Source organism: Coleofasciculus sp. E2-BRE-01, from assembly GCF_040221695.1.
Classification (GTDB): Bacteria; Cyanobacteriota; Cyanobacteriia; order Cyanobacteriales; family Coleofasciculaceae; genus Coleofasciculus.
Window position 1 is genome coordinate 1 of the sequence record NZ_JAVKEA010000223.1, and the last position, 26,489, is coordinate 26,489.

Here is a 26,489-nt window from a genome sequence, read left to right on the forward strand (position 1 = left end):
TCAAACAGGTTCCGTTTAATACATAGCTCCCCAAAATTGCTCGCTTTCCCCCACACCCCACACCCCATACCCCACACCCAGTATCCTATCGTGGGTAATGTGGCTTAAGTTGACACCCATGGGCAATGCCGTGCCCCTACATGATGATGCTCCCCGATCGCACAATCACCCGGATTTCATATCCGCGATCGCATTCTTTGTCATTGAGGCAATGGCTTTATCTGTGGCTTTGGGTAAATGGTAGTATTTCCCTCCGGCTTGCTTAGCTAACTCCTTGGCAAACCCTGTCGAGACAAACTTGTTTTCGGTATCAATCACCAATAACTGAATCCCCATTGCCCGAATTCTTGCGGCTATCTCCAATAATTCCCCTTTAATATCTGGCTTTTCGCCTTCGGGTATGGGTTCACCCAGAGAACGGGCTAAGGGAATATTCCCGCGTCCATCGGTAATCGCCACAATCACGATTTGACCGATATCTCCCGACATTTTGGCATTCGTACCCACGCGCACCGCCTGGGTTAATCCATGTGCCAGGGGGGAACCGCCACCACAGGGTAGCCGATCTAATCTCCCCCGCGCTAAGGCGATGGAACGGGTAGGCGGTAATAATACCTCAGCCTGTTCGCCGCGAAAGGGAATTAGGGATACTTGGTCACGATTTTGATAGGCTTCCGTTAACAGTTGCATCACTGCACCCTTCGCCGATTGCATTCGGTTGAGTGCCATGGAACCCGACGCATCCACCAAAAATACCACCAACGCCCCAGCTTTGCGGGCGAGGCGTTTGGAACGCATATCTCCCGATTCGACGATCACCTTGCGATTGGGCTGGCGTTCCCGGCGGGCTTTTTGATAGGGTGCAGCCGCCCGTAATGTGGCATCAACGGCGATGCGTTTGACTGCACCTTTGGGTAACATCGGTTTGACATAGCGCCCGCGATCCTCGGAAAAGATAATACTGCGCGTTCCCGATTTTCCTTGTCGCTGCGCCATTTGAGCGAAGTAGAGGACAGTGGGGTCGAGAACTACGCCCTCGGTATCGAAGACGAATTCTTCAGGGATGCTGGGGGGTTCTTGTTCTTGTTCTGGTTCTTGTTCCTCGTCTTCCTCCTCCTGATCTTCGGGTTCATCTTGATCTTGAGACGACTCATCTTGGGGCGGTGGGGGTGGAGGTGGCGGTGGCGGTTCCTCTGGTGGGGTCTGGACGATGGTAGAACGGGGGACAATCACCAATTCCACGGCGCGTTTCAAATCGTCGGCACTGACCGTCTGACGCCCATCTAGGGCGGCTGAGGCTTTGGCGACGCGCACGGCAAAGAGTTCCGCCCGATGCCCTTGAACGCCACCGCGCAGGGCTTCTTCCACGAGATAGGCGATTTGAGCGGATGTAATTTGCACGTCTTTGAGCCATTCCCGTGCCAGGATAATATCAGTTTTCAGGTTATCGATGTCTTCGTTATATTGGCTGAGAAAGGCTTGGGGTGAACTCGTGTACGCGATCGCACCTTCGACGGCTTGCACTCGCTGATCCAATGACAATACCCCATCAGCAGAGAGGGTTATGGCAATTCTATCCAGTAAATGCTCCCGCAGGGGTCCTTCGTCGGGGTTATAGGTGGCGATTAATAAAGGTTTGCAGGGATGCTGAAAACTCATCCCCTCTCGTTCAACTTGGTTGCGCCCATCGGTGAGAACACTTAACAGTTGGTTGGCGATTTGGTCATCCAGGAGGTTGATTTCATCAATATATAACACCCCTCGATGTGCCTGTGCCAAGAGTCCGGGTTGAAACACAGGTTCCCCTTGTTGTACCGATTTCTCCACATCCACGGAACCCAAGAGGCGATCTTCGGTTGTTCCCAGGGGGATTTGTACAAAGGGCGCGGGGATAATTTCCGTCTCCACGGTTTCTGGTTCAACGCCTTGGGCTAAAAGCTGATCATCCCATTCTTGAGGATAACGGGGATGACAATTAGAAATGGAACCCTTGACTACTTCAATGGGGGGGAGTAGGGCGTGAAGGGCGCGTGCCATCACGGATTTAGCCGTTCCCCGTCGTCCCGCGATCGCGACTCCTCCTAATCCCGGATCAACCGCCGCCAACAGCAGCGCTAATTTAATCGCTTCTTGCCCAACAACAGCCGTTAGGGGAAAATTGGTTGCTGGGGCAGAGTTCAGCACAGGCATAAGGCAAGCATGACACTATCAGTCTTTCAGCATACCTTGTCCTGGAGTGGTTTGGACGGTTAGCGGAAAAACCTCGTGCTTGAGGGAGATGGGGAAGATGGGGGAGATGGAGGAGATGGGGGAGATTATGTAGGGGCGGGTTTCACTACTATCGTTTGAAATGGTGCGTTACGCTACGCTAACGCACCCTACACCCGCCCCGACCTAACCGTTCAATTATCACAAATGACGTAGCTTGCTGTTCAATGGCAGCGAGTTCTTCACCGTTCACGTTAGTTTAATTGTTGTGTAATATTCTTGTATAATATTCATCCACACGCCAAGTAACAATTCGTTTTAGTCTTAACTATGACAGTTGCTCCTCATAAACCTGAATCAGCCCAATCAACGAATCCCCTATCTGAACCAGAACTTGAATCGGAATTTAACTGGCGAAATTGTTGGTATCCTATCTGTTTCCGTCAAGATTTTCCCAAAGATCGCCCCTATAGTTTTTCGTTGTATGATGAACCGTTCGTTATATTCCAACACCAAGAGGAATTAATTTGTTTAACCGATCGCTGTCCTCATCGTGCGGCTAAATTATCCGATGGGCAGATCATCGACGGTAAACTTGAATGCTTGTACCACGGATGGCAATTTGGTCATGAGGGTGAATGTTTACATATTCCCCAGTTATCGGCTGATGGGACAATACCTGTGAATGCTAACGTGCGATCGCATAAAGTTGTCGAACGCCAAGGAATGATTTGGATTTGGCCCGGTGCGGCTGAATTGGCGGATGAACAAACTATTCCCACTATTCCTAAACTGAACAAGCCCGGATTTGTCCATTACGACAAACTCACGGAACTGCCTTGTGATATCAGCTATGTGATCGAACACATGTTAGATCCAGCTCATATTCATATTACCCATCATGGGAATCAGGGCGATCGCGCCAAAGCTCAACCCTTGGAAATGGAAATTATCGAGAGTTCGGTTCAAGGGTTTCGCGGCAGGTTTCGCGAGACAACGCAACCGAATCCAACTTGGAGGAATTTAGATTTTTTGGCTCCTAGTTTAGCCCATCTACATTTTCCTATTCCTGAGAAAGGTTGGTTTTTTGGGCAGGCGTTTTATTTTTTCCCTTTAGGGAAAGGAAGATGCCGTATTCTTACTCGCAGTTATCGTAATTTTGCCACTCAACCAGTCAAGCTGATGCCGAGATGGTGGATTCATTTAAGACAGAATAAAATTATCGCAGAGGATTTAGCGCAGCTTGTCGCACAACAAAATGAAGTTGAACGGTTAGGACAACCTGTGAAACAGGTTTATTCCCCTATTCCCACCTGTGACACGTTTGCTATGGAATATCGCAAATGGCTGGATCGGGTTGGGACTTCTTTGCCCTATTATCGCGGGTATTTGACCTCGAAAGGCATGGACAATAAACCTGAAGGTCAGTTGAATACAATGTCAGTGAAGCCGTTATTTTGGCACACAGAACTTTGTGGGTCTTGTAACCGAGCCTATCAGGTAACTCAGCGGGTGGAAAAATGGGGTGTAGGCGTCGCCATTGTTTTAGCAGCGTTGGCAATTTTGAGCGATGATTCTGGGATGGAAATGGGGGCAGTTTTATTGGCAATTGCAGCGGTAATTGTCGCCGTTTCTGCCAATAAACTCAAGCATCGTTTTGAAGCGTATTCAGTAGGTTGGCGGCAATAATTTAACTATATTAGGTTCTGTAAACAGCCCTCAAACCCTTGCAAGTGATCAATGATAAATGATGCTCCCCGCCGTTAACGTTTATTGTTTCTGTGAACGGGAGTTACACCCACTGATTTTACCTCAGGAGTTTGAACGGTTAACGGTAAAGTCACCTTAAACGTTGAGCCAACGTTAACCTGAGAGTCGAGCTGAATTTCCCCTTGCAAAAGTTGCACCAACCGCCCAACAATTGCCAGCCCCAATCCGGTACTATCCGGTAAACGCTTAGCACGGGAACCACCGCGAAAATAAGGGTCAAAAATTTTAGCTTGGTCTTCTGGATCAATACCAATCCCGGTATCGGTAATCGCGATCACAAAATGATCAAAATGCTCAGTTTTATCATTTTGATTAGGTTGATTACTACACTCAACCTGGCAGGTGATGGTAATGCTTCCGGTTTCCGTGTAACGAATGGCATTACTGACCAAATTGGTGATAATCTGTTCGAGTCGCAAGGGATCAGTCGTGACTTGCTTCGGCGCTAGTTCGTAATCTACCGTTATTGTCAGGTCTTTTTCACTAGCTGAGGGCGTTAATGTATCGACAACGTTGTCGATCAACACGCAAACATCAATTACCTCTGGCTGCAATGTTACCTGTCCCGCCTCATGACGAGAGACTTCTAAAGCATCGTTGATGAGGTGTAAAAGTTTTCGCCCATTTCTGAGTACCCGATCAATGTGATCTAGACTGACAACGGTGTCTTGGGTGTTGTGTTGATGTAGAAATAAATCGGACGATATTAGAATTGACTGTAGCGGATTTTTTAAATCATGGGCTAAATGGGCTAAATTATCTCGATGGGTGTCTACTAAGCGGGTCAGTTCGTGATTGGTGAGATTCACTTGACTTTGCAGTTTTTCTAACTCCTGCAATCGTTCTTCAGTATAACTGTTGAAACAACGACCAATCACGTCATCCAGTGCCATATCAATGATCCGGGTGGCTTGCAAAACCTGAGCGCTTGAGCCTTGCAATAGATCCGATTCTAAATGAGCAAAGATAATCTGGCGCAGAATTCGATATTCTCGTGCGACTTCGGTGGGATCGTAGCCTTGTTTAGCTCGGATTACACCATGCTCTAGACTTTTCTCGACAATTGTTTGATGTGCGCCGTCTTCACAGTCAGAAAGGATTTGGGCGATGGCTCGCAGCACCGAGGGTAAACCATCTAGCACCGCCTTATAGGTGAGTTCACGGGTACTCTCCAGTTCCCCATCTTGGCGAACCGCTTCCACCCAGTTGTTGACGATTGAGTCCAGTTTATTGAGTAATTCTTGACTAAAATCCATGGTTGAGCCGGATCATTGGAGATTGCCAAAGGTAAGCAGAATGCAATCTAGTATAGGTCTAAATTTCTAACTTTGGGGGGTTGCGCTTATATCCTTAAGATTTTATAAAGATTAATAATTGATGGTTGAAATGTGATAATAGAAATCCCTCGCGGAGTTATTGGTGATGAAATTTAAGGTTATTGGAGAACTGTTCAAGGAAACGATTCAAGAATGGCAAGAGGATAAAGCGTCACGGTTAGCCGCCGCCTTAGCCTATTACACGGTGTTCTCCCTGGCACCGTTGTTGATTATCGCGATCGCGATCGCGGGTTCCATTTTTGGTCCAGAAGCCGCACGAGGGGAGATTGTCGAGCAAATTCAAGGGCTAGTTGGCACTGAGGGGGCTAAGGTGATTGAAACGGCGATTCAAAATGCGAATCGACCAAATGTTAGCAGTATTGCCTCAATTATCAGTATTGTCGTGCTGCTGTTTGGTGCATCGGGAGTCTTCGCTCAACTGCAAGATGCGTTGAATACCGTTTGGGGAGTACAACCGAAACCTGGACGCCCGGTTAAAGGTTTTTTACAGAAACGGTTATTGTCCTTTTCGGTTGTGCTAGGGATTGGCTTTTTACTCTTAGTATCTCTGATTGTCAGTGCGGCATTATCGGCGTTGAGTAATTATGCTAGTGATTTACTTTTTGGTGTCGATTTTCTCTGGTCACTGTTAAACTGGGTCCTTTCTCTAGGCGTAATTACCCTGCTCTTTGCGATGATGTACAAGTTTCTCCCTGATGTGAAAATTAGCTGGGGAGATGTCTGGATTGGTGCGAGTATTACTGCCCTACTTTTCACGATTGGTAAGTCTTTAATTGGCATGTATTTAGGGCGAGGAAGTTTTGCCTCAACTTATGGCGCGGCGGGGTCATTAGTGATTTTTCTGGCTTGGGTTTACTATTCCGCCCAAATTCTGTTTATCGGCGCAGAATTTACCCAGGTTTATGCTAGTAAGTTTGGCTCAAACATTGTTCCTGATAAACATGCGATTCAACTGACGGAAGCAGATCGGGCAAAGCAAGGAATTGCTCATACCGAAGCCCTCAAAAAAGCTGCTGGAGATTCAGAGGATTCGGAAAAATCACCGAAGGAAAAACAGTCAGGTAATGTAGGGGCTAAAGCGTTGAAAACCTACCATGATGCCGCCAGGAAAATGGGGTTAGACAAAAAACAGAAATAGGATTAAAGTTGAAGATGAGACGAGAACCCCGACTTCTTTAAGAAGTCGGGGTTCTGAAGGAGGCGCTATAATTAAGACCAAGACTTGACTCAAAAAACAGCGCAACTGCATCAAATGAATCAGGGATTCAACCACGCCGATCGAGACCAAGCCGTATTAATTGCCCAACTCCAAGAGAGTGAACATCGGCTCAAACAAATTCTTGATGCTGTACCTGTGGGTATTTTTGTGTCAGAAGCTGATGGGAAACCTGACTATGTAAATCAAATCGGTAAGCAAATTTTGGGTCAAGGGGTGGTTGAGCCAGTGACGGCGGATCACTTCATTGAAACCTATCGGATTTATCAGGCGGGAACCGATGAATTTTATCCCCGGAATCGCCATCCCCTATTGCAAGCGTTACAAGGGAAACGGGTGCGGGTTGATGATATGGAAATCCGTCACCGCGATCGCACAATTTCCGTCGAAGCTTGGGGCGCCCCAATCTATGATTGTCAGGGAACTCTGACTCATGCGATCGCGGCGTTTGTTGATGTCAGTGAACGGCAGCAGCCTGAACGGATTTCAGCCGATTATTATCAGCAATTAGAGCAACAGGTGGCGGAACAAACCGAAGAATTACGCCATAGCCAAGCCCGAAATCAGGCGCTACTGGCGGCTATTCCGGATATGATTTTCTGTTCCCAGGCGGATGGTACGTTTATCGATTTTAAACCCGCACCTACTATCCCGATATTAATCCCAGCCCAGGCTTTTTTAGGCAAAAAACCGGAAGATGTTTTTCCCTCAGACTTAGCCCAGAAAATTAAGGCGGCTTATCAGGAAAGCTTGGTATCCGGTGAGGTGCAACAACTCGATTATCAACTCCAGATCGAGAATCAAGTGCGGGATTATGAAGTCCGTATTGTTCCCTGTAGTAACCAGGAGATCCTTTCCATTGTCCGTGATATTAGCGATCGCAAGCAAGCCGAAGCCCAAATTGCCTTTCAAGCCTCTCTACTGAATCAAGTTCGTAATGCTGTGATTGCTACCGATTTAGCCGGAACCATCATCTACACCAATCAATTTGCTCAGCGTTTATATCAACTCAATCCAGAAACAATACTCGGTCAATCAATCCTTGAGGTTACCGTACTCCCCCAAGATAAAGCCCTGGCACAGGAGATTTTAGCGGGTGTACAAGAAAACGGCTATTGGGAGGGGGAATTTACAGTTCAACGCCAAGATGGTAGCACGTTTCCAGTTTATGCCACGAATACCCTAATTCAAGATCACCAAGGAAATTTCATCGGCTATGTGGGTGTCAGTATTGATATTAGCGCTCAAAAACAAGCGGAGGAACAACTGCGCCAAAGTAAACATTTTATCGAACAAATTGCGGCGGCTTCACCCTATTGCTTATATATTTATGATCTCATTGAAAATCGCAATATCTACAGCAACCAAGAAATTACCACAATTCTGGGTTATACACCCGCAGAAATTCAAGCCATGGGCGAAAATTTTATCTCCGGCTTGTTGCACCCCGATGACTTTACTATCGTCTCACAACAGTTACAAAAGCTGGCGACGGCGGCGGATGGAGAAATTTTAGAGATAGAGTACCGGATGCAGGATGCCCAAGGGAAATGGCATACCTTATTTGGTCGAGAAACGGTATTCGCCAGAACTGCAGATGGCAGCGTTAAGCAGGTGATTGGTACGGTAATTGATATCAGCGATCGCAAGCAAGCAGAAGTTGAATTACGCAACAGCGAACAATTGTATCGTACCATGGCAAAACATTTTCCTAATGGGGCAATTTTCTTGTTTGATCAAGATTTGCGTTATTTGGTGGCGGATGGTCAATACTTAGGTAAGTCAGGTTCAGGATATAGTCGGAATCTATTAGAAGGAAAAACAATTTGGGACGCTTTATCGGAACCAGAATGTGCACTGGTTGAACCGTTGTATCGTGATGCTTTGGCGGGGATAGAACAAACCCTGGAAATACCCTATCGCCATTGCATTCATCTGGTGCAAACTCGGGCAGTGCAAAATGATACGGGCGAAATTATGGCGGGTATGGTTGTCGTTCAGGATATCACCGAACGCAAGCAAGCCGAGGAATCGCTGAGAGAACGAGAAACCTTTTTACGCAGTATCTATGACGGAATTGAAGCGGCTATTTTTATCGTGGATGTTCTCGAAGATGGCGAATTCCGTTATGTTAGTATTAATCCCACCCATGAACGGATGTCAGGTCTTCTCGCCTCAGAAATAAGCGGTAAGACTCCCCAAGAAATGTTCACTTCAGAAACGGCACAGGCGGTGTCTCAACGGTATCATGCCTGTGTTGCAGCCGGGGAACGCATGAGTTATGAAGAATGCCTACAGATTCAGGGACAAGAAACCTGGTGGATTACTAATTTAACCCCTCTGCGGGATAGCAACTCGCGAATTTATCGACTGATTGGCACTAGCTTTAATATTAGCGATCGCAAACAGGTTGAGAAAACCTTACAGTTGCAAGCCGCCGCCATGTCAGCCGCTACCGATGGGATTGCAATTTTGAATCAGCGGGGAGAGTATGTCTCTCTTAACCAGGCGCACGCCCAAATCTTTGGTTATGAGAGTGCTGCCCAACTCCTGGGTCAAAATTGGCAGGTGCTGTACGATAGTAGCGAATATCAACGGCTACTGGAAGAGTATGTACCCTTATTGTTACAGCAAGGATATTGCCGCACCGAAGCCCAAGGTTTACGCCGTGATGGTAGCACATTTCCCCATGAAGTCTCGGTTACGTTATTACCGGGAGGCGAAAGAATTTGTATTGTTCGTGACATTAGCGAACGCAAACAAGCCGAAGCTGCACTACGAGAGAGTCAGCATTTTGTTCAACGTATTGCTGAAGCCTCTCCCAACCTTTTATATATTTTTGACCTAAATGAACAACGCAATATCTATGCCAACCGGGAAATGGCAGCGTTTCTGGGCTATACCCCAGAACAAATTCACACCATGGGTGAAAACCTGCTGCCCAGCCTTATCCACCCAGAAGATTTAACCCGATTACCCGCCTATTTTCAACAAGTCCAAAATGCGGCAGATGGAGAAATCTTTGAAATCGAGTATCGGGTAAGAGATGTTAATGGAGAATGGCACACACTTTTAGGTCGAGAAACCCCCTTTGCTAGAACCGCTGACGGTATGGTAACTCAGCTTTTAGGAACCGCCACAGACATCACTGAACGCCAACAAATGGAAGCCGCCTTACAAGAGAGTGAACAGCGCTATGAGTTAGCGACTCGTGCGGCAAATGTGGGGGTTTGGGAATGGAATCTAGAGACGAATGAATTTTATATTGACCCCACAATTAAGGCAATTCTCGGTTACACGGAGACAGAAATTGCTAATAATTTCAACCATTGGATCACCTCCATTCATCCCGATGATCAGTCCACGTTTATAACCGCAACCCAGGCACATTTAGCAGGAGAAACCTCAGAGTACCGTGTTGAACATCGGATGATGCACAAAGACGGTTCAATTCGTTGGATTGTCGTCCGGGGACAAGCCATCCGCGATGCCCAAGGGAAGGGTATCCGTATGATTGGCACGAATACCGATATTACCGAACGCAAGTTAGCTGAAATCGCCTTACAAGAGGCAAAAGAAGCCGCCGATGCCGCGAATCGGGCAAAAAGCACATTCCTGGCAAATATGAGTCATGAATTGCGAAGTCCTCTCAATGCCATTTTGGGATTTGCTCAACTGATGAGTAATAGTGTCACTCTTCCCCAGCAATACCAAAACAACCTACGGATTATTCACAATAGTGGAAACCATTTATTGACGCTAATTAACCAAGTTTTAGATTTATCTAAAATTGAGGCAGGACGTATTACGTTGAATGAAACTACGTTTAACCTGCATCATCTTTTGCGTGAAATTGAAGATATGTTTCGACTCAAGGTAAATGAGAAAGGGTTACAATTACGGTTTAACGGCGCGGCTGATGTTCCCCCCACGATACAAACCGATGAAATTAAGTTACGCCAAGTCTTAATTAACCTGATGAGTAATGCTGTTAAATTTACTGCCGCTGGGAGTGTGGTTGTGACGGTTACTCAACAACGGACAAATGACAATGGACTCATGACGCTTCATTTTGAAATTAAAGATACCGGATGCGGTATTGCGGCGGATGAATTAGAGAGTATCTTTGAAGCGTTTGTGCAAAGCCAAAGCGGAGTTCAATCCCAGAGTGGAACGGGTTTAGGATTACCGATTACGCGCAAGTTTATCCAACTTATGGGCGGAGAAATCACGGTTAACAGTCAAGTTATGCAGGGGACAACCTTTACGTTTAATATTCAGGCAAAGGAAACCGATATTATTTCTAAGACACCCCAAAAGTCATCCTGTCGCGTCATCGCCCTTGCCCCCAATCAACCCCACTATCGAATTTTGATTGTGGATGATCAAGTGGAAAACCGTCAACTATTAATCCAATTGCTGAATCCCTTGGGGTTTGAACTCCAAGAGGCGAATAATGGTGAAGAGGCGATTGAGATTTGGCATAGTTGGCAACCTGATTTAATTTTAATGGATTTGCGGATGCCGGGAATGGATGGCTACGCTGTTACCCAACATATTCGACAGTGTAGAGACGCGCCATGGCGCGTCTCTACATCACCCATAATCATTGCCCTAAGTGCTAGTGTAATAGAAGAAGAACGGTTAAAAGCCTTAGAGGTGGGTTGCGCGGATTTCATTGCCAAACCGTTTCACGAATCTGATTTGTTTGCAGCCATAAACCAACATCTGGGAATTAGCTTTATCTATGATGAACCAGAGGAAACGTCTATGCCAACGGAGACAGTTGTCTTAACATCGGATGATTTGGCTATGTTGCCTACTGATTGGTTAGCCTCGTTGCACCAAGCTACCCTTGAGGGAGATTTTGAGGAGATGTTAAGCTTGATTAATAAAATCCAGGATCAGGATAAAACCTTAGCCAAGACTCTAACCTACTTGGCTCATGATTTTCAGTTTGAACGATTACTCGATATTACCGAACCTTGGGTAAGTAAGGAGTCTGAATTATGAAATGATAACGAAAGGTGAAACTCTGCTCTCGTCTAAATCAGTCCTGAACAACTCCCAACCTAATACCTTGACTGAGTGACACGTTATATAGTTGGTCTAAGTAGGTCGGTGGAAATAAACCGAACTATCTTAAGTTCTGTGAATGTTCCTCAAATCCTTACATAAACGTAGCTTGCTTCTCAAGGGTAGCGAGTATGACGAATGACGAATGACGAATGACGAATGACGATATAGATTACAATTAAACTAATTGGCTTTAAAAATTATAATAAACCGGAAAAATGTCATCTTGCAGTCCTCTCTTGGCACAATTATCGCAATCAAAATCTATTGATCGCCATCCCCTAATCGTTACTCCCCAGATGCGGGTAACGGAGGTTATAAATTGGCTCAATGAACGTCAGAGTAGTTATGCATTAGTCGTCCAAGAAAAACGGTTAGTGGGTATTTTCACGGAACGGGATTTTGTCCGTATCGCTGCCCAGCAGCTACCCCTGGAAAACTTAAGCATTCAATCGGTGATGACGCCTGATCCGATTACCGTTTCCATCGACCAAGATCAAGGTATTTTTTCTATTATTTACCTGCTACGCCAACATCATATTCGTCATTTACCTGTCATCAATAAAGGGGGTAAAATCATTGGAGTGATTACGCCTAAAACCATTCGAGAGATTGTTCAACCGACTGATTTATTAAAGTTTAAACGAGTGGCAGATGTGATGAATTCTCAGGTGATTCAGAATTCTGTCACGGCGTCTCTCCTTGAAATTACTCAGCAAATGCTCACCCATGAGAAAAGCTGCATCGTGATTACTGAAACCCAAAACAACGCAGATATTGTTCCCCAGGGAATTATTACGGAACGCGATATTATTCAGTTGCAAAAAATGGGGATTAATTTCGCAACAACTTCAGCAAAAACCGTGATGAGTACCCCACTGCTTCCCATTGAAATCAATGATTCAATGATGCTGGCGAATGAAATGATGAAACGCCATAAAATTCGTCGTTTAGTGGTTGTAGACGAAGCCGGAAAACTAGCTGGAATCATCACCCAAAGTACGATCCTAGAAGCGCTGAATCCCCTAGAGATGTATGCCACCGTTGAACTTTTGCGTCAACAAGTGGATGAGCGAACTAAGGAGTTAAGTCAAATCAATGAGCAATTGCAGCAAAACCTCTGCCAATATGCCAAATTAGAAGAACAACTGCAACAAGTCAAAGACGAAGCCGCCGCCGCTAACCAAGTTAAACGTGCTTTCTTAGCTAATTTAAACCATGAATTTAGAACACCACTCCATGCGATTCTCGGGTTTGCTCAACTGATGCACCGTTCTGAATCCCTCTCATCTGAGGATCAGAAAAATGTTGGGATTATCTATAGTGCTGGTAAGCATTTGCTGGAACTGCTGGAAAACCTATTAGACTTAACCAAAAGCCAGTCTACTCACATTCGGGATACTGCAAATTTTGAGCTGTCTGATGTGCTACCCAAGATTCCCGAATCCCCGATAACCATTACGTTGACGCCAACGGATTTGGCTGATTTACCGAGGGAGTGGCGAATATCGCTCCATCAAGCCACAATTGAAGGGGATTTTGATAAGATGTTGAGCCTCATCGAGGGCATTCGCGATCGCGATGAATCCTTAGCCAATTCTCTCTCTACTTTAACTCATGAATTTCAATTCGAGTACCTATTAGCTTTGACCAAACCACCTACTGATGAAGATGATGACTCTGGAGTCAATTCCTCTGTACAAAGGGACAATACTAACGATTGATGATACCCCGGATAATTTGCACCTGTTAACCGAGATGTTAAGCGAACAAGGGTACAAAATCCGGATCATTCCCAATGGTAGACTGGCGCTGAAATCTATTGCGAACAATCCCCCCGATTTAATTTTACTGGATATTGTCATGCCGGATATGGACGGCTATCAAGTTTGCCAACAGTTGAAAGCCTCTCCGAAAACCGAGACTATTCCAGTCATTTTTTTAAGTGGTTTAAATGAAACCTTTGATAAAGTAAAAGCCTTTGAAGTCGGTGGTGTCGATTACATTACTAAACCGTTTCAAGTGCAAGAAGTGTTAGCGCGGGTGGAGAGTCAACTGCGTCTGCAACGGTTACAAAAGCAGCTAACCCAACAAAATATCCAACTGCAACAAGAAATTCAGGAACGCCAGCAGGTAGAAATTGCCCTGAGTGAGAGTGAAAAAAAATATCGCCATCTGGTTGAAGCGTCACAAGACTTAATTTGGTCGATTAATCGGGATGGGAATTACACCTTTGTTAATCCGATTGTCCACCACCTTTATGGCTACTCTCCAGAGGAAATGCTGGGACGTTCGTTTACCGAGTTTCTGTCACCGGAATGTCTGGAAGCGGATGTCAATCTTTTTGAGCGTTTACTTCAGGGAGAGTCGGTGTTCCAATATGAAACCATCCATCTAACCAAAGCTGGGGAACCCATTCAATTATTACTCAACGCGATCGCAGTAGTTGATGACCAGGGTCAGGTTGTCGGTGTAACTGGTACAGCTAGTGATATCACAGAACGTCAACAAGCACAAGAGGCATTGCGTTTAAGTGAAATCCGCTATCGAGAACTGGTAGAATTTCAGGAACAAGTTCTCGTCTGTCGCTGGAAACCGGATACCACCCTCACGTTTGTCAATCAGTCTTACTGTCGTTTTTTTGCTAAGTCTCAAACTGAACTGATTGGCACTAAATATTTAGAGTTACTGCCTGATTCCATTCAGGATCAGATCAGGGATTTTGTGGCATCTCTAGTCAACCATGAATGTCCAGAAACCTCCGAACATATCATGATTTCTGATCAGGGGGAACTCCATTGGTTTAAGTGGACAGATCAACCGATTCGGGATACAGAAGGACAAATTATAGAAGTTCAATCCTTTGGCATTGATATTACCACGCGCAAGCAGGCGGAAGAAAAACTTCGCCTCTCCGAAGAAAATCTGGCTCAAGCTCAACGTATTGCTCATATTGGCAATTGGGAATTTGATGTGATCACAAATCAAATTATTTGGTCAGCAGAACTGTTTCGCATTTTTGGTCTGGAACCCAATCAAACGGAACCCACTTATCAACAACTCCTTGACTTCATTCATCCCAATTACTGCTCAGAATTCGAGGAAACAGTCAAGCAAGCCATTGCCCAAGGACTCTGCTACGAATTAGACTTTCAGATTGTACCGAAAAATCGTACAACCGTTCGGCATCTTGAGGTAAGAATTGAACCCATTTTTGATCAACACCATCGGGTAATTAAACTCTTCGGCACCGCCTTAGATATCACCCAACGCCAAAAAGCCGAAACCGCCCTACGACAATCCGAAGCACGCGAACGAGAACGAGCGCATCAACTCCAACGCACCCTCGAAGAATTAAAACGCACCCAATCCCAGCTTGTGCAAACGGCAAAAATGTCCAGTTTGGGGCAAATGATTGCGGGAATAGCTCACGAAATTAATAATCCCGTTTCTTTTATTGTGGGCAATCTCACCATTGGTCGTCAATATTTTAATGATTTGCTGCGCTTAATTAATATCTATCAAGAAACTTATCCCAATCCCTCTTCATCTATTCAAGATATAGCGGAAGCCATTGATTTACAATTTATCCAAGAAGATTGGCATAAACTGCTCAATTCTATCCAAGAAGGAGCAGAGCGGATTCATCAGATTATTCTTTCCCTGAAAAACTTTTCTCGACTCGATGAAGCTGACCTGAAGTCGGTAGATATTCATCAAGGGATAGACAGTAGCCTGTTTATTTTACAGCATCGACTCAAACTTCCAGGCAATCGACCGGACATTCAGGTGATTAAAGAGTATGGTCAACTCCCCCAAGTAACTTGTTATGCGAATCAATTGAATCAGGTGTTTATGAATATACTTGTTAATGCTCTCGATGCCATAGAAAGTTACTCGTCACCTGGAGTAATTAGGATCAGCACCGAAGTCGCTGATGCTCACCAACAACCCCCCCCGAAAAATGGAAACCAGCAGACCGACGTTGTGATTATCCGCATTACTGACAATGGAATCGGCATCTCTGAGGAGGTGCAACCGCAAATCTTTGATCCGTTTTTTACAACAAAACCCGTGGGCAGTGGTACAGGTTTGGGCTTATCCATTAGCTACCAAATTATCGTTGAGAAACACCAGGGACAACTCAGTTGCCTGTCCACTCCAGGGAAAGGGACAACGTTCATAATCGAGATGCCGATCAAACCGCGATCGCAACAGCCAAGAAAAATCCTCTTAAATGACATGGATCTTGCGAAAGAAATTAGCTAGGGTTTTGAGTTGTTCAGGTATCTATCTGTAGGTTGACGAATTTCTGGCATCTAGCGATCTAATCTAAAAGACGAGGGAACAGGGAACAGTTTCAACTTAATTCACTGACTGAAATTAGTGGTCTAAATTTATTGACAAATTAGAATAATTATGATTTTCAAAACTAGAAAAGAAGCAGGTCAAAGACTCACCAGCGATCTGAAAGAGTATGCCAACCGCCCCGATGTGATTGTTCTGGGATTACCCCGTGGAGGTGTCCCGGTGGCGTATGAAGTAGCCAGAGGACTCAATGCGCCTCTAGATGTGTGTCTGGTTCGCAAATTAGGCGCACCGGGTCATGAAGAATTAGCCATGGGTGCGATCGCCAGTGGCAGTACGCGCATTTTAAACAAGGACGTGGTGCGATCGCTGAGTGTATCCAAGCAAGCGATTGACAAAGTTGCAGCCAAAGAGCAACAAGAATTAGAACGGCGGGAAAAGGCTTATCGAGGGGATCTTCCGCCTCTGGAGTTACGCGATCGCACCGTACTTTTAGTGGATGACGGGTTAGCTACAGGTGCATCGATGCACGCCGCTGCCGTTGCCTTGCGACAGCATGACCCGAAGGAAATTGTTGCCGCTGTCCCCGTTGCCGCCCCCGAAACCTGCCAGGAGTTTCAAGTCGAGGTAGACAAAATCATCTGTAGTGAAACACCGCAACCGTTCTACGCCGTCGGTCTGTGGTACGACAAATTTGACCAAACCACCGACCAAGAAGTGCGTGACTTGATGGAACGCTCAGCCAGTCAACAACCGACTAGAGCTTAAGTAGGTGGGGACAATTAAAGGGATCGTCATTTGTCATTTGTCATTTGTCATTTGTAAGGGTTTAGGGACAATCGTAGGGGCGGGTTTAGGGAATGAAAGACAGCTATCCACCAATAAGGGAATTGCAAAACCCGCCCTCCCCACCAATAAGGGAATTGCAAAACCCGCCCTCCCCACCAATAACGGAACAACAAAACCCGCCCTGCCTCACCAATAACGGAACAACAAAACCCGCCCTGCCTCACTCGTCCAACTATTCAGACGTTATAGATTATAAAATTACCATGCCTACAAAAACTAAACTTACCGATGCTGTACGTCAAACAGCACATCCTATTTCCGGCACATCATCCGACTATGATGCCCTACTCGATCAAATCGGAAATGCTCGTTTTGTCCTCATCGGCGAAGCCTCCCACGGCACCCACGAATTCTATCAACAACGGGCAGAACTCACCAAACGGCTCATTCAAGAAAAAGGATTCACCGCCGTCGCCGTTGAAGCCGATTGGCCCGATGCTTATCGGATTAATCGCTACGTTCGAGGTGTTAGTGATGATCCCGACAGTATCGACGCATTAGCAGATTTCCAACGCTTCCCCACTTGGATGTGGCGCAATGCCGATGTATTAAATTTTGTCGGTTGGCTGCGAGAGTACAATGATGCTTTACCCAAAGATGCCACGAAAGCCGGGTTTTATGGGCTAGATCTCTACAGCCTCTATACCTCAATCGAAGCCGTTCTCAAGTATCTGGATACCATTGATCCAGAAGCAGCCGCCCATGCGCGTTACCGTTACTCCTGTTTCGATCACTTTGGTGAAGATACCCAAAGCTACGGATATGCTACCAGCATTGGCATGAATCAACCCTGTGAAGATGAGGTGGTCGATCAACTGGTGGATTTACGGCGTCGGGCGGCGGATTATGCTCAACGCGATGGACGGATTCCGGAAGATGAGTTTTTCTATGCCGAACAGAATGCCCGACTGATTAAGAATGCCGAACAATACTATCGTTCCATGTTTCGCGGTCGAATTTCCTCCTGGAATTTACGCGATCGCCACATGGCGGAAACCCTGAACCAATTGGTGACTCACTTTGAGCAACAGGGTCAACCCACGAAAGTAGTGGTTTGGGAACATAACTCCCACCTCGGCGACGCTAGAGCCACCGATATGGGCGCGGCGGGGGAACTGAATGTTGGTCAACTGGTGCGTCAGCAATACCAGGATGATGCCTTCCTGATTGGCTTTAGTACCTACACCGGAACCGTTACCGCCGCCTCCAATTGGGGTGCATCAGCGGAACGCAAGCAAGTGCGTCGGGCATTACCGGAAAGTTATGAAGCCTTGTTTCATCAGACGGAACAGCCGAACTTTTGGCTAAACTTACGGGAGCAAAACCCCGCCGTGCAAGGGTTACACAAGCCGCGTTTAGAACGTGCGATCGGGGTAATTTATCTGCCCCAAACCGAGCGCGTCAGCCATTATTTCCAGGCGCGATTACCGGAACAGTTTGATGCGATTATCCATTTTGACGAAACACGGGCAGTCGAACCCTTAGAACGCACCCCTCAATGGGATCGAGGTGAAGCCCCCGAAACCTTCCCCATGGGAGTTTGATATTGGGTAAGCCTTTCCCCTTGAAAAGGGCACGATGATATCGTGCCCCTACAAGAATAATATGCTTGGTGAATGTAAAAGGTACGATGATATCTTATCCCTAAGCTGTCATGCATTTAAATTGGGTATTAGTAGCGAGCAAGATGCTCGCACTACAATGCTTTCGCCATTATTGACATTAAGGTTTAAATGCCGAACAGCTTAAGAGGGAGCAGGGAAAGCTGGGGAAGCTGAGGGAGCTGGGGAAGCTGAGGGAGCTGGGGAAGCTGAGGGAGCTGGGGAAGCTGAGGGAGATGGGAGACAAAATTTCTATTCCATAAGACACACCGAGCGTGTTACCGAGCGAAGTCGAGGTAAGCAGAGGTGTTCCCTGTTCCCTGTTCCCTGTTCCCTGTTCCCTGACAAATGACAAATGACAAATGACCAATTCAAACCCGATTTTCTGAAGCCAGAGTGCAGGGTTGACTCGGATCACCCGTTTCGATTTGGATCGTCGGATGTTCAATGCCAAACTGATCATGCAGATGCTGGGATACCCTCATCAAAAACGCATCACCCGGATACCCTTTGGGTATCACCAGATGAGCCGTTAACGCTATTTCTGTCGTACTCATTGCCCAGATATGCAGGTCATGGACTTGATCAACCTCAGGAAGTTCAGTTAGATACGTGCGAATGGCAAGGGGTTCAATCCCTTCCGGAACCGCATCTAGGGCTAAATTCAGCGACTCCCGAAACAGTTGCCAAGTATTCACCACCACAACCACCACAATAACTAAACTGACAGCCGGGTCGAACCACAGCCACCCCGTCACCGCGATCGCAATACCCGCCAGCACGACTCCCACAGACACCAGCGCATCTGCCGCCATGTGCACAAATGCACCGCGAATGTTCATATCCTCTTTACGACCTGACATGAACAGGAGTGCGGTAATGGTATTGATCACCACGCCAACCAAGGCAACACCAATCACAACACCACCGGGTACAGATTGAGGATTAAAGAACTTTCTCACCGCTTCCCACGCCACTGCACCCATCGCCACGAGGACAAGGGTAGCATTCAAAAGAGCCGCCAAAATCGAGGAACGACGGAAGCCGTAGGTATAGCGCTTGGTTGGAGAACGTTGGGACAACATATTCGCACCCCAAGCCAGAACCAAGCCTAAGACATCACTGAGATTGTGACCTGCATCCGCCAGTAACGCCAGGGAATTGTAGAAGATACCCGAAAAGGCTTCAACAACGACAAACCCGCCATTGAGAATCAGACCAATGGCAAAAGCACGATTGTAGTTGAAGGATTCGTGGTCGTGATGGTGATGGTGGTTGTGGGACATGCTGTGATTACCCAATGTAGATTCTTTCTCTCCCCGCCCCAAAACTATGAAAACGGTGGTCTACATCCTCTACGGGGATACCCTATAGTGATCCAAGATAAATATTTATGAGAAAAATGTTACAAAGCTTAGTAAAATAACATCATCTGTTAACTAAGCATTTTTACCATCGTTATGATAGCCGATTCATTTCCCTGGCTGAGTGCGATCGTCCTATTACCACTCGTTGCTTCTCTTGCCATTCCTATACTGCCAGATAAGGGGGGTAAGACAGTGCGATGGTATGCCCTCGGTGTCGCGATCGCAGATTTTCTGTTGATGGTGTACACCTTTTGGCAGCATTACGATTCCAGCAGCGCCACATTCCAACTCACCGAAAAGTATACCTGGATACCTCAATTAGGTCTCAGTTGGGCAATATCTGTGGATGGACTGTCACTTCCCCTGGTACTTCTGGCGGGACTGGTGACAACGCTCTCCATTTTCGCCGCTTGGCAAGTCGATCACAAGCCTCGCCTCTTCTATTTTTTGATGCTGGTGCTGTATTCGGCACAAATTGGCGTCTTTATCGCCCAAGACATTCTGCTCCTATTTATTATGTGGGAACTGGAACTGGTTCCCGTTTATCTCCTCGTCTCGATTTGGGGGGGACAGAAGCGTCAATACGCCGCGACCAAATTCTTACTCTATACTGCCGCCGCCTCTATATTTATTTTGGTAGCTGGGTTAGCCATGGCACTCTATGGCGAGGGGACAATCAGCTTTGATATGGTTGAACTCGGCATCAAGGATTACCCCTTGGCATTAGAACTGCTACTCTATGCGGGATTATTAATTGCCTTTGGAGTTAAATTAGCGGTTTTCCCCTTGCACACCTGGCTTCCCGATGCTCATGGTGAAGCCTCTGCTCCTGTATCAATGATTTTAGCTGGGGTACTCCTTAAAATGGGCGGATATGGATTAATTCGCCTGAATTTAGAGATCCTTTCTGATGCTCACGTTTACTTTGCCCCAATTCTGGCGATGCTAGGGGTGATCAATATTGTCTATGGTGGACTCAACTCCTTTGGCCAGCCGAATATGAAGCGGCGTCTTGCCTTTTCCTCCGTGTCTCACATGGGGTTTGTCCTCCTCGGAATCGCCTCATTCACGGACTTAGGGATCAGTGGCGCAATGTTGCAAATGATTTCCCACGGTTTAATTGCCGCCGTGCTATTTTTCCTAGCTGGAGTTACCTATGATCGCACTCACACCTTAGCCTTAGATAGTATGGGTGGTATCGGTCAGGTTATGCCCAAAGTCTTTGCCCTGTTTACCGCAGCTGCGATGGCATCAGTCGCCCTTCCGGGAATGAGTGGGTTTGCCAGTGAACTCTCTGTCTTTGTCGGGGTGACAACCAGTGATATTTATAGCTCAACCTTCCGCACAGTAACAGTCTTCCTCTCGGCGTTGGGACTAATTCTCACACCCATTTATCTCCTTTCTCTACTTAGACAAGTCTTTTACGGAGCAGGCATCGCCCCAACCTGTGAACTTGATAATTCCAACTTCGAGAATAAGGATGAAGAAGGAGCCGTTTGCTTTGGGACAGACTGTGTTTTGCCTGCTAATGCCGTTTACACCGATGCTAAACCACGGGAAGTTTTTATTGCGGCTTGCTTTTTAGTGCTGATTCTGGGTATTGGGTTCTATCCCAAACTCGCCACCCAGCTTTATGATGCCAAGACAGTAGCGGTTAACGCGCAGCTACGGGAAGCGTATTTCCAAGTCGCCCAAGATAAGCCCCAGATTTATGCTCAGAACGTCGTAGTTCCTCAAATTAAGGAACCATCGGTAGCAACAGTTTCCTATAATCGTTAACTTCAACTTCTCGAATTTTCGTAGGGTGCGTTAGGCGCTTACTTGGATTAACATCACGAATAATTTGCGCTTTTGCGCCGTAACGCACCGTTCTCAGGTATATGGTGCGTTACTTTTATAGGATGCCTAAATTGGATTAAATTGCTGACAACATTTCAAAAAACGCTGAGGAATATCTGTTCTTCCACCCCAATGCAGATGAATATAGGACGCATGTAATTGATGTATTCGCCACCCCTCAATCCCAACTTTTCCCTTCGGATCATATCCTCTTGTTTCAAACAAAGGCTGTTGAGGACTTGCTGTTAACTGGGAACGATGAAATTCATGTCCCCAAACCCTTTCACCCACTAATACCAATGGCGTATGGTGTAATGCCGTTGCTTGACGATATCCCAGGGTTAAACGTTTGCCCATTACCGCCTTTGTGGGTAATATCCCTACCATCGACCAACATTTTTCCTCAAAATCTGTCACCTGTTGACATAAATACATCAACCCACCACATTCAGCATAGGTAGGCATTCCCTGAACAATGGCATTCCACACCGCCTGACGCGCCTCGATATTATCCGCCAATTCCTGGGCAAACACTTCGGGGAATCCCCCACCAAAATAAAGTCCCTGTACACCTTCTGGTAATGTGGTATCCGCGATGGGACTCCAGGGAACTAATTCCGCTCCCAACTGTTGCAATAAATCCAGATTATCTTGATAGTAGAAACTAAAGGCGCGATCGCGAGCGATGGCAATTCGGGTAATGGGTTGAGTTATAGAGGTATTTAACGGTTGATTGGTAACGGTTAAATCGTGAATCTCTGCCCTCAACAGAGGCAACAAATGCTCCCAGTTAAAGCAGGTTTCGCCAATATCAGCCAGTTGATCAATGAACTGATCCAGAAACGTCAGTTCATCGGTGGGAACTAATCCCAGATGGCGATCGGGAATCGTCAGACTATCCTGACGCCGGAGTACACCGAGTATAGGTAATTGTAGGGGTTCTAGGGCATCTTGAAGCAATTCTAAATGGCGATCGCTCCCCACTCGATTCAACACCACCCCAGCCACTTGGATGCGGGGATCAAAGCAACGATACCCCTGTGCGATCGCGGCGACGGAACGGGATAAGCGACTACAATCTAAAACCAACAGCACCGGGACATTTAACAGTCGGGCAATATGCGCTGTACTGGCAACATCATCGCCTCCTGATGCACCATCAAACAACCCCATCACCCCTTCAATCAGAGCATAGTCTACCCCGTGCAGATGAAGGTTAAAACAGGCTTGAACATAAGTTTCCGACGTTAACACCGGATCTAAATTCCGACAGGGACGTCCCGTTACCCGTTGATGAAACATCGGGTCAATGTAATCTGGACCCACTTTAAAGGATTGCACTCGACGATACCGTCGCGATAAACACGAAAGCAGGGCAAGCGTCACCGTTGTTTTGCCTACCCCACTCCGTTCACCAGCAATAATTAAAGCCATAGGGGGAATTGGGGAAGTTTTGATCCTTCACTTCGCTAGTCGGACATGGCGCGTAAATGTGTAGGGGTGGGTTTAGGGACTTTATGCTTGGTTGTTGAGGATAACGTTTGTACGAAACCCGCCCTCCTCTCCCCCTGATCCTAGACGTTCACCGGAACATCTCTACAACCCCCACACCCGACACCCGACACCCGACACCCGACACCCGACACCCGACACCCGACACTCATCACCGAATCCCTAACTCCCAGCGTTCATGATCTGCCCAGTCACCGCCAGACTTTCTTCATAGAGCAAATCGCGACTCCAACGTTGCAACTGCTGACTTAACAACTGCTCCGTTTTTTGGTCAAACATCGGCGTAACTTGCTGAATGCGGCACGATTGCGCCCCGCCATGTGCCTCCATCCGCATACAACCTGTGGTTTCTGAACACAACACAGTACAGCAGTCTGCATCCATATTTGTTGAACCCAAACGCAGGCTAATCAAATCTCCCGCCACTTCTCCCACATCAGCCGTAGGAATTCCGGCTAATTCAGCTTCTACCGGGCGATGTTCGGGAGTCGTAAATTTAACCCGTCGGATATCATATTCTCCGCCCTCTTTGGAATAGGAAACCGGACGCCATTGCAGTCGAGAGGCTAACCATCCCAGAAACATTAACGCTTGAGCTGGATTACCTTGCTCATAATCGATAGTAACTTGGTCAACCTCTTTGAGCGCAGAGCGGCGTTCTGGCGGATCAAATGCCTCAGCCGCCAATTCTTGCCATGAGGCTAACCGTTGCCAATTGAGGTCAGCCATGGGGATGTCCTGGGTGATGAACTCCTGTAGTCGTGCCAACGCCTCTTCGGGTTTTTGGAAGGCACTGGAATCCACAATCACGTTATTGCTAATTCCAGCCAGTCGTTTGAACAACCCATAATCTGGATCAGGGGTTCCTTTCCACCAGATAAATTGGGGTAAATCACTAATCATCAGTTCACAGATCATACCCCCGATGCGCTCTAAAGCTGCTGGTGTACCACTCAAGGTAATGTATTCACAGCAAACTAGGGTACTTTGACTGTGCTTTTGCATCGGACAAGAAGCAGAAACTTGTGCCGTCACCCCTTCATCTTCACCGACAATCGGACACAGGGCGATAATTCGACAAGGATTCGCCGCCGCGATCGCATCAGCAATTCCCGATCCTTCTATATCCGCCGAATAGGGTTGCCGTCTAGTTTCCCCATTTCCATTCACCTCTTGCTGATGCCGTTCATTATACTCTTCGCGCAGTTTTTCCTTAGTTTTGTCATCCGCCTTACCTGTTCTCGGCAATCCATAAGTTTTCTGAGCGGCTTTGATTGCGGCAAACATGCGGGGTCCAATAATTCCGTCAATGGGACCCGAATAATATCCCAATGCGCTTAAAAGCAGTTGAGTTTCTTCCGGTTCGTAAACCACCAACGTAAACGTGGTTGCTCGTACAGCACTAGGAACATCCGTATTATTATCTGTTGTACTGTAGCTTTGCCAGATATGACGCAGTTCTTCCTCAATTTCACTTAAGGAAACGTCTTTAGGTGATTGTAGAGATAGGATTGGAGGAGATTGTACCATCGTTATTATCCTTCGTTATTTGTTTTTGGTCATTGGTCGTTGGTCATTGGTCATTGGTCATTGGTCATTGGTCATTGGTCATTGGTCATTGGTCATTGGTCATTGGTCATTGGTCATTGGTCATTGGTCAGGGAATAGGCAATAGGCAACACCTCGGCTTCGCTCGGTGTGTCATAGGGAATAGGGTAATGAGTTATAGAAATTTTGTCTCCCATCTTCTCCATCTTCCCCTGCTCCCTCTGCTTCCTCTGCTCCCTCTGCTCCCCCTGCTCCCCCTGCTCCCCCTGCTCCCTCTGCTCCCCCTGCTCCCTCTGCTCCCCAACTAGGGTCTACGCCAACGACGTCCATCCCGATTAATCAGGTGTTCTGCCTCCCTGGGTTCCCACGTTCCGGCTTCGTATTGGGGAATCGTGTCGGGATCAGTGGGTGCTTCCCAAGCGGATAAGGCTGGGGTGATCACCCGCCAGGCTTCTTCCACTTCATCGGCGCGGGTAAATAGCGTTTGATCTCCCAACATACAATCGAGTAATAATCGATTGTAGGCATCGGATGTCGCCATGCCAAAGGATGAGCCATAGCTAAAATCCATATCAACTGTGCGGGTACGAAGCTGTGGACCCGGCATTTTTGCCTCAAATCGCAGGGAAATGCCTTCATTGGGTTGAATCCGCATCGTCAGCACATTGGGACTGGTTTGTTGGGCGGCGGATTGGAAAATCAGTAAGGGGACATCGCGAAACTGAATCGAAATCTCACTGACTTTCTTCGGTAACCGTTTCCCAGTCCGCAGGTAGAAGGGAACACCTTGCCAACGCCAGTTATCGATCATGAGTTTCATCGCCACATAAGTGGGTGTGATCGACTGGGGATCAACGCCTTCTTCTTCTCGATATCCTGATACTGCCTCTCCTTTCATCCAGCCTGCCTTGTACTGACCACGAACCGCTGAACATTCTAAATTATTAATATCGGCTAAATGTGTTGCCTGAACTACTTTTACTTTTTCAGTCCGGATACTATCCGCATCTAGGGAATTGGGTGGCTCCATTGCAGTTAAGCAAAAGAGTTGCATCAAATGGTTCTGCACCATATCTCGCAGCGCACCCGATGTTTCATAGTAACCTGCTCTATCTTCGACGCCCACGGTTTCGGCTACAGTAATCTGAACGTGATCGACAAACTGGCGATTCCACAAGGGTTCAAAGATCGCGTTAGCAAAGCGGAAGACTAACAGGTTCTGAACGGTTTCCTTACCTAAGTAGTGATCAATGCGATAAACCTGTTCCTCACGACACACTTGCTGCACGACGCGGTTGAGAATTTGCGCTGAACTCAAATCTCGACCAAAGGGTTTTTCAATCACCAGGCGATGCTTCATGGGATCATCCAGCATTCCGGCTGTCCCCAGTTGGCGGATGGCTTCAGGGAAAAATTTGGGCGCAACGGCGAGGTAAAATACTCGATTTCCTCGGGTTCCCCGTTTACCATCCAGTTCTGCCAAAAATGCTTTCAATTTCTGATAGCTTTCTGGTTTATCGATATTGCCGGGACAATAGAATAGCCCTTCAGCAAAATCATTCCACAGTTCTTCAGAGTGAATTCCGTCAGAAAACTCCTCAATCCCTTCCCGCATCTGTTCGCGAAAATAGTCATGACTCCATTCGCGACGGGCTACCCCAACAATTGTTATTTCTGAAGGAAGTCGTCGTTGGCGTTTAAGCTGATACAGGGAGGGAACTAGCTTGCGTTGGGTCAGGTCTCCAGATGCGCCAAAAATCACTAAAATCAGCGGTTCTGGACTCCGTTCCTGTTGTAAACCAACGCGCAGGGGATTTTCTGTAAATGTCACCATTTCGAGTTTTGAGTTGAGTGTAGA

General features: G+C 46.8%; 16 protein-coding genes. 9 read left to right on the forward strand and 7 right to left on the reverse strand.

Annotation, left to right across the window (positions count from 1 at the left end; all coding sequences use genetic code 11):
• Positions 1 to 165 precede the first annotated feature (165 nt).
• Positions 166 to 2,190 (reverse strand): magnesium chelatase ATPase subunit D, encoded by a 2,025-nt coding sequence (gene bchD / locus RIG66_RS30865; RefSeq protein ID WP_446383498.1) that lies wholly within the window; start codon positions 2,188 to 2,190, stop codon positions 166 to 168.
• Positions 2,191 to 2,538: 348 nt separating this feature from the next.
• Between bchD and RIG66_RS30870 the strand changes: the two genes are divergently transcribed.
• Complete coding sequence (locus tag RIG66_RS30870) at positions 2,539 to 3,897, forward strand: aromatic ring-hydroxylating dioxygenase subunit alpha (RefSeq protein ID WP_446383500.1); 1,359 nt, start codon at positions 2,539 to 2,541, stop codon at positions 3,895 to 3,897.
• A 74-nt stretch (positions 3,898 to 3,971) separates the two neighbouring features.
• Here the strand turns inward: RIG66_RS30870 and RIG66_RS30875 are convergent, their stop codons facing one another.
• Entirely contained in the window at positions 3,972 to 5,234 is a 1,263-nt protein-coding gene (locus tag RIG66_RS30875) for a sensor histidine kinase (RefSeq protein ID WP_446383502.1), read from the reverse strand.
• Positions 5,235 to 5,400: 166 nt separating this feature from the next.
• Between RIG66_RS30875 and RIG66_RS30880 the strand changes: the two genes are divergently transcribed.
• From RIG66_RS30880 to RIG66_RS30905, 6 genes are all read left to right on the forward strand, one after another.
• Positions 5,401 to 6,453, forward strand: a complete 1,053-nt coding sequence (locus tag RIG66_RS30880) for a YihY/virulence factor BrkB family protein (RefSeq protein ID WP_446383504.1) — start codon at positions 5,401 to 5,403, stop codon at positions 6,451 to 6,453.
• An 84-nt stretch (positions 6,454 to 6,537) separates the two neighbouring features.
• A complete protein-coding gene (locus tag RIG66_RS30885; RefSeq protein ID WP_446383506.1) occupies positions 6,538 to 11,544 on the forward strand; it encodes a PAS domain S-box protein in 5,007 nt (1,668 codons plus the stop codon).
• Positions 11,545 to 11,825: 281 nt separating this feature from the next.
• Positions 11,826 to 13,331, forward strand: a complete 1,506-nt coding sequence (locus RIG66_RS30890) for a CBS domain-containing protein (RefSeq protein ID WP_446383508.1) — start codon at positions 11,826 to 11,828, stop codon at positions 13,329 to 13,331.
• Positions 13,273 to 15,876 (forward strand): PAS domain S-box protein, encoded by a 2,604-nt coding sequence (locus RIG66_RS30895; RefSeq protein WP_446383510.1) that lies wholly within the window; start codon positions 13,273 to 13,275, stop codon positions 15,874 to 15,876. Before RIG66_RS30890 ends, RIG66_RS30895 begins: the two co-directional genes overlap by 59 nt.
• A 150-nt stretch (positions 15,877 to 16,026) precedes the next feature.
• Positions 16,027 to 16,683 carry a phosphoribosyltransferase gene (locus tag RIG66_RS30900; RefSeq protein WP_446383512.1) on the forward strand — a complete coding sequence of 219 codons (657 nt, stop codon included), beginning with the start codon at positions 16,027 to 16,029 and terminating at the stop codon, positions 16,681 to 16,683.
• 284 nt (positions 16,684 to 16,967) lie between these two features.
• Positions 16,968 to 18,308, forward strand: coding sequence for an erythromycin esterase family protein (locus RIG66_RS30905; protein WP_446383514.1), 1,341 nt, complete (start codon positions 16,968 to 16,970; stop codon positions 18,306 to 18,308).
• A 428-nt stretch (positions 18,309 to 18,736) separates the two neighbouring features.
• On the opposite strand, the gene RIG66_RS30910 is transcribed toward RIG66_RS30905, so the two are convergent.
• Positions 18,737 to 19,651 carry a cation diffusion facilitator family transporter gene (locus RIG66_RS30910; RefSeq protein WP_446383516.1) on the reverse strand — a complete coding sequence of 305 codons (915 nt, stop codon included), beginning with the start codon at positions 19,649 to 19,651 and terminating at the stop codon, positions 18,737 to 18,739.
• 174 nt (positions 19,652 to 19,825) lie between these two features.
• On the opposite strand from RIG66_RS30910, the gene RIG66_RS30915 reads away from it, so the two are divergent.
• Positions 19,826 to 21,511 (forward strand): NAD(P)H-quinone oxidoreductase subunit 4, encoded by a 1,686-nt coding sequence (locus RIG66_RS30915; RefSeq protein ID WP_446383518.1) that lies wholly within the window; start codon positions 19,826 to 19,828, stop codon positions 21,509 to 21,511.
• Between the two features lie 126 nt (positions 21,512 to 21,637).
• On the opposite strand, the gene RIG66_RS30920 is transcribed toward RIG66_RS30915, so the two are convergent.
• Entirely contained in the window at positions 21,638 to 23,005 is a 1,368-nt protein-coding gene (locus RIG66_RS30920) for a cobyrinate a,c-diamide synthase (RefSeq protein WP_446383520.1), read from the reverse strand.
• A 240-nt stretch (positions 23,006 to 23,245) separates the two neighbouring features.
• Positions 23,246 to 24,613, reverse strand: coding sequence for a glucose-6-phosphate dehydrogenase assembly protein OpcA (gene opcA, locus RIG66_RS30925; RefSeq protein WP_446383522.1), 1,368 nt, complete (start codon positions 24,611 to 24,613; stop codon positions 23,246 to 23,248).
• On the opposite strand from opcA, the gene RIG66_RS30930 reads away from it, so the two are divergent.
• Positions 24,605 to 24,751, forward strand: coding sequence for a hypothetical protein (locus RIG66_RS30930; protein ID WP_446383524.1), 147 nt, complete (start codon positions 24,605 to 24,607; stop codon positions 24,749 to 24,751). The two genes, opcA and RIG66_RS30930, sit on opposite strands and share 9 nt — an antisense overlap.
• A 33-nt stretch (positions 24,752 to 24,784) precedes the next feature.
• Here the strand turns inward: RIG66_RS30930 and RIG66_RS30935 are convergent, their stop codons facing one another.
• The gene (locus tag RIG66_RS30935) at positions 24,785 to 24,961 is read right to left on the reverse strand and encodes a hypothetical protein (protein WP_446383526.1); all 177 of its coding nucleotides are present in this window, start codon (positions 24,959 to 24,961) and stop codon (positions 24,785 to 24,787) included.
• Positions 24,936 to 26,465, reverse strand: coding sequence for a glucose-6-phosphate dehydrogenase (gene zwf, locus RIG66_RS30940; RefSeq protein ID WP_446383527.1), 1,530 nt, complete (start codon positions 26,463 to 26,465; stop codon positions 24,936 to 24,938). Before zwf ends, RIG66_RS30935 begins: the two co-directional genes overlap by 26 nt.
• Positions 26,466 to 26,489 lie beyond the last annotated feature (24 nt).